The following is a 4,372-nucleotide window of genomic DNA, read 5'->3' as shown; positions in this document are numbered from 1 at the left end:
CTTAGCTCATCGTCAATCCGCCGCTGACTGACAGTGTTTGTCCGGTGATGTAGCCGGCGGCGGGGGAGGCGAGGAAGACAACGGCCGGGGCGATGTCGGTGGGCTGCCCGATCCGCTTCATCGGGACGGCTCGCGCAAGCGAGTCGTAGAGGCGCTGGCTGACCTCGGCGACCTGGTCGAGCAGGGCGGTGTCGGTCGGGCCGGGGCAGACGGCGTTGACTGTGATCCCGCTGGGTGCGACCTCGCGCGCGAGTGCCTTGGCGAACGCGATGACCCCGCCCTTGGTGGCGGAGTAGACCACCTCGCCGGATGATCCGACCCGCCCGGCGTCCGACGCGATGTTGATGATGCGTCCTGACCGGCGTTCCACCATGCTGTCGAGGACCGCCCGGCTACAGCGGATGGTGCCGAGCAGGTTGACGTCCACCAGGCGTCGCCAGGTTGTCTCGTCGCTGTCGACAAACGGGCCGATCACATCGACCCCGGCGTTGTTCACGAGAATGTCGATCTCGCCGAGCTCTGCCCGCACCCCCTCGACCGCGGCGAGCACGCTTGCCGTGTCGGTGACGTCGAGGGTGACGCCGAGGGCGCGGCCGGCCGGCTTGTCGGCGGTCAGTGTGTCCGCGGCCGCGGCCGCGGCGGCGCCGTCGAGATCGGCTACGGCCACCGCGGCACCCGCCTGTGCGAGCGCGGCGGCAATGGCGGCCCCGATCCCGCGGGCGGCGCCAGTCACGATGGCGACCTTGCCCTCAAGTGCCTCGGTCATCTGCCGTGCTCCTCTCTGGCGGGTCCCTGTTGGCGTCATATCATATAACTATTTTGGATGTAAGGATTGCCGCGCCCGCGGCCTCCCGTCGGTTGGCGGGCGACCTTCGCGGTTGCTTGCCCACTACCAGAAATCGTGCAAGCATCTGACTCATTACATGTCCTCTGCCGTCACGCGGAAGTGCCGAGTCTCGCCCACGTCCGCCACGACAGAGCGGTCAGCTCCGCCACACTGCGTCGGGAGAACGATGTCGGGTCTACTTGCCTACGGCGCCTACCTGCCTTACCACCGGCTCCAGCGCAAGGCCGTGGCTGCCACGCTTGGTGCCCGTGGGGGTTCCGGCACACGCACGGTGGCCTCCTACGACGAGGACACGACGTCCCTGGGCGTGGAAGCGGCGAGGGCCGCGCTGCGGGGGTCCGCGGCTGCCGCCGGCCCACACGCGTCCGGTCCCAAGCAGCTCTACTTCGCCACGACGGCGCCGGCTTACCTGGACAAGACCAATGCCACGGCCATCCATGCCGCCCTGGGACTGGACGAATCCGTACTCGCGGTCGACATGATCGGTTCGGTGCGGTCTGGCGTGGGGGCGCTGCTGGCCGCGAACGCGGCGACGGAGCCGACGCTGGTCGTGCTGTCGGACATCCGCACCGGCCTTCCCGGTGGCGCGGACGAGCGTGACGGCGGTGACGGCGCGGCGGCGCTGCTCGTCGGGCCGGGCACCGCGGACGCGCCGGTGATCGCCGAAATTCTCGCGAGTGCCTCGGCCACCGAGGAGTTCCTCGACCGGTGGCGCGTCCCAGGGGACGACCACTCGCGGGTCTGGGAGGAGCGGTTCGGTGAGTCGATCTACGTGCCGCTCGCCGACCGGGCCTTCGCCGATCTGCTCAAGCAGATCGACCTGACCCCGGACCAGATCGATCACCTCATCGTGACCGGCCTGCACGCGCGCTCCGTGGCTTCCTTCACCAAGCGCGCGGGCGCACGGGCTGACGCCCTCGTCGATGGGCTGGCCAAGAGCGTCGGCAACACCGGGACCGCCCACGCCGGTCTGCTGCTCGCCGACACCCTCGACAGGGCAGAGGCGGGCAGGACGATCGTCGTCGTCGTCCTCGGGGACGGCGCGACCGCGGTGGCGCTGCGTACCACCGAGGCCCTGGCCGCCCGCCGGCCCGCGCTCTCGGTGGCGACACAGATCGCCGGCGGGCGGGACACCCTGCGGTACGCCGACTTCCTCACCTGGCGGGGCCGGCTCTCGACCGAACCACCCCGGCGTCCCGACCCGGACGCCTACGCCGCCCCGCCGGCCGAGCGCAACGCCGGTTGGAAGTACGGCTTCACCGGCTCCCGCTGCGACGAGTGCGGCACCCGGCATCTGCCGCCCGCCCGGGTCTGCCGGGCGTGCGGTGCGGTGGACCACATGACGCCGCAGCGCCTCGCCGACACCTACGGCACGGTGGCGACCTTCACGATCGACCGGCTTGCCTTCACCCCGAGCCCGCCGTTGGTCGCGGTGGTTATCGACATCGACGGCGGCGGCCGGTTCAAGTGTGAGCTGACCGACGTCGACCCGGACAGCGTCGCCATCGGTGACCGGGTCGAGATGACCTTCCGCAAGGTGAACACCGCGCGGGGCATCCACAACTACTTCTGGAAGGCCCGCCCGGTGCGGGCCGCGGGCGGTACCGATGGGCAGGAGGCCTGAGATGGCGTCACGCGGGATCAGGGACAAGGTTGCCATCGTCGGCATGGGCTGCACGTCGTTCGGGGAACGCTGGGACTCCTCCGTCGACGACCTGCTGATCGAGTCCTCCCAGGCGGCCTACGCCTCGGCGGGGCTCTCCCGGGACGACGTCGACGCCTACTGGCTCGGCACGATGGGTTCGGGCAACTCCGGGCTGACGCTCTCGCGTCCGCTGCGGCTGCCCTACAAGCCGGTCTCCCGGCTGGAGAACTACTGCGCCACCGGCTCGGAGGCGCTGCGCAACGCCTGCTACGCGGTGGCCAGCGGCGCCTACGACATCGCCATGGCGATCGGTGTGGAAAAGCTCAAGGACTCCGGGTTCTCCGGCTTGGTCGGCTCCGCCCCGCCATCCGACGGGACCGGCTCGGACACCACCGCACCGGCGAACTTCAGCCTGCTCGCGCCTGCCTACGCCAAGAAGTACGGCGTGGACACCGACGAGATGAAGGATGTCCTGACCCGTATCGCCTGGAAGAACCACGTCAACGGCGCGAAGAACCCCCGGGCGCAGTTCCGCAAGGAGGTGGCCAAGGACGTTATCTGCAACGCGCCGCTGGTCGCCGGCCCGCTGGGCATCTTCGACTGCTCCGGTGTGAGCGACGGATCGGCCGCGGCCATCGTGGTGCGGGCCGAGGACGCCCACCGCTACACCGACAAGCCGATCTATATCAAGGCGCTGTCGTTCATCGCCGGACCGGCTACCGGCAACTCCGACCCGGACTACGACTACACCACGTTCCCCGAAGTCGTCGCCTCGGCCACGGACGCCTACGCCCAGGCCGGCGTGACCGACCCGCGGGCTGAGATCGCCCTCGCCGAGGTGCACGACTGCTTCACCCCGACTGAGCTCGTCCTCATGGAGGACCTCGGCTTCGCCGAGCGCGGGTTCGGCTGGAAGGAGGTGCTCGCCGGCACCTACGACCTCACCGGTGACCTGCCGGTGAACCCGGACGGTGGCCTGAAGGCCTTCGGGCATCCGATCGGGGCGTCCGGCCTCCGGATGATGTTCGAGTGCTGGCTGCAGCTGCGCGGCGAGGCTCCGCCGGAGCGCACGATCTCCACGGTCGCCGCGGGCAAGAAGCTCGGCATGACCCACAACCTGGGCGGCGGGCCCGGCGAGTGCGTGTCGTTCGTGTCGATCGTCGGCTCGGAGCCTTCCGCCTGATCGGGCTCACCGCCGACGATCCGGGGACAGTGATTCGGGGACAGTGACCCCGGGGGCAGCAACCCCCGGGGGGCAGTGCCGACAACAGGGGCATGGCCAGGACGATTCGTCCCGGCCATGCCCCTGTTGTTCGTGTGCCCGCGGGAAGCAGGCGTGGAGCCAGTGGGCGGAGCGAGCCGGGCCCACCGTGCGGCCCACCGCGATCAGGCCTGTCCGGCGACATGACCAGCGAAGAGCCCGACCAGCGAAGAGCCGGGCGAGCAGCTCCCCGTGGCCGTTCCAGCCGCGGCGGATATCCCTATGGGCGCACCATGACTCTGTCACTCTATGAGTGGTCTTTCATTACTGTCAGCAGTATTTCGTCGTGTGCGGAGATCAGGACCCAGCTGTTCCGAAAATATTGATGGAAGAAGCAAAAAATGCCGTAGATGCGCACTCGATGTCCTGCTAGAGTTCGCGCCTGCGTAGTCATGCCAGCTGGGTTGAGTTCCTGCACGGGGGCAGTCGTGAGTACGAAGCGTTGCTCGGGAGAGCTCCTGCCGGTTTGCGGCCACATGTGGGTGTTCGCGGCCGGGGCCAGGGACATGGCCACATCGTCACCAGGTCACGTGCGCTATCGACGAAGGACGATCAGATGATCGGCAAGGGCTCCACAGGGAACATCGGTTTAGAGCGCCTGGCAATAGGGGCGTGGATC

3 protein-coding genes are annotated in these 4,372 nt (G+C 69.0%); 2 read left to right on the top strand and 1 reads right to left on the bottom strand.

The window, feature by feature from the left end; translation table 11 throughout:
* Position 1 precedes the first annotated feature (1 nt).
* Positions 2 to 766 (bottom strand): SDR family NAD(P)-dependent oxidoreductase, encoded by a 765-nt coding sequence (locus MJ785_RS20525; protein ID WP_239312222.1) that lies wholly within the window; start codon positions 764 to 766, stop codon positions 2 to 4.
* 247 nt (positions 767 to 1,013) lie between these two features.
* On the opposite strand from MJ785_RS20525, the gene MJ785_RS20520 reads away from it, so the two are divergent.
* Positions 1,014 to 2,471, top strand: a complete 1,458-nt coding sequence (locus MJ785_RS20520; protein WP_239312220.1) for an OB-fold domain-containing protein — start codon at positions 1,014 to 1,016, stop codon at positions 2,469 to 2,471.
* 1 nt (position 2,472) lies between these two features.
* A complete protein-coding gene (locus tag MJ785_RS20515) occupies positions 2,473 to 3,675 on the top strand; it encodes an acetyl-CoA acetyltransferase (protein WP_239312218.1) in 1,203 nt (400 codons plus the stop codon).
* Positions 3,676 to 4,372: the final 697 nt, after the last annotated feature.

Source organism: Protofrankia sp. CiT1, from assembly GCF_917627335.1.
Classification (GTDB): Bacteria; Actinomycetota; Actinomycetes; order Frankiales; family Frankiaceae; genus Protofrankia.
The sequence above is the reverse complement of the archived record's forward strand: the minus strand, read 5'-3'. Positions and strand labels throughout refer to the sequence as shown.

Bases quoted from the DNA above. Each gene is read 5' to 3' on its own strand.
- MJ785_RS20515 (WP_239312218.1), top strand. From the start codon at position 2,473: ATGGCGTCACGCGGGATCAGGGACAAGGTTGCCATCGTCGGCATGGGC.
- MJ785_RS20525 (WP_239312222.1), bottom strand. From the start codon at position 766: ATGACCGAGGCACTTGAGGGCAAGGTCGCCATCGTGACTGGCGCCGCC.
- MJ785_RS20520 (WP_239312220.1), top strand. From the start codon at position 1,014: ATGTCGGGTCTACTTGCCTACGGCGCCTACCTGCCTTACCACCGGCTC.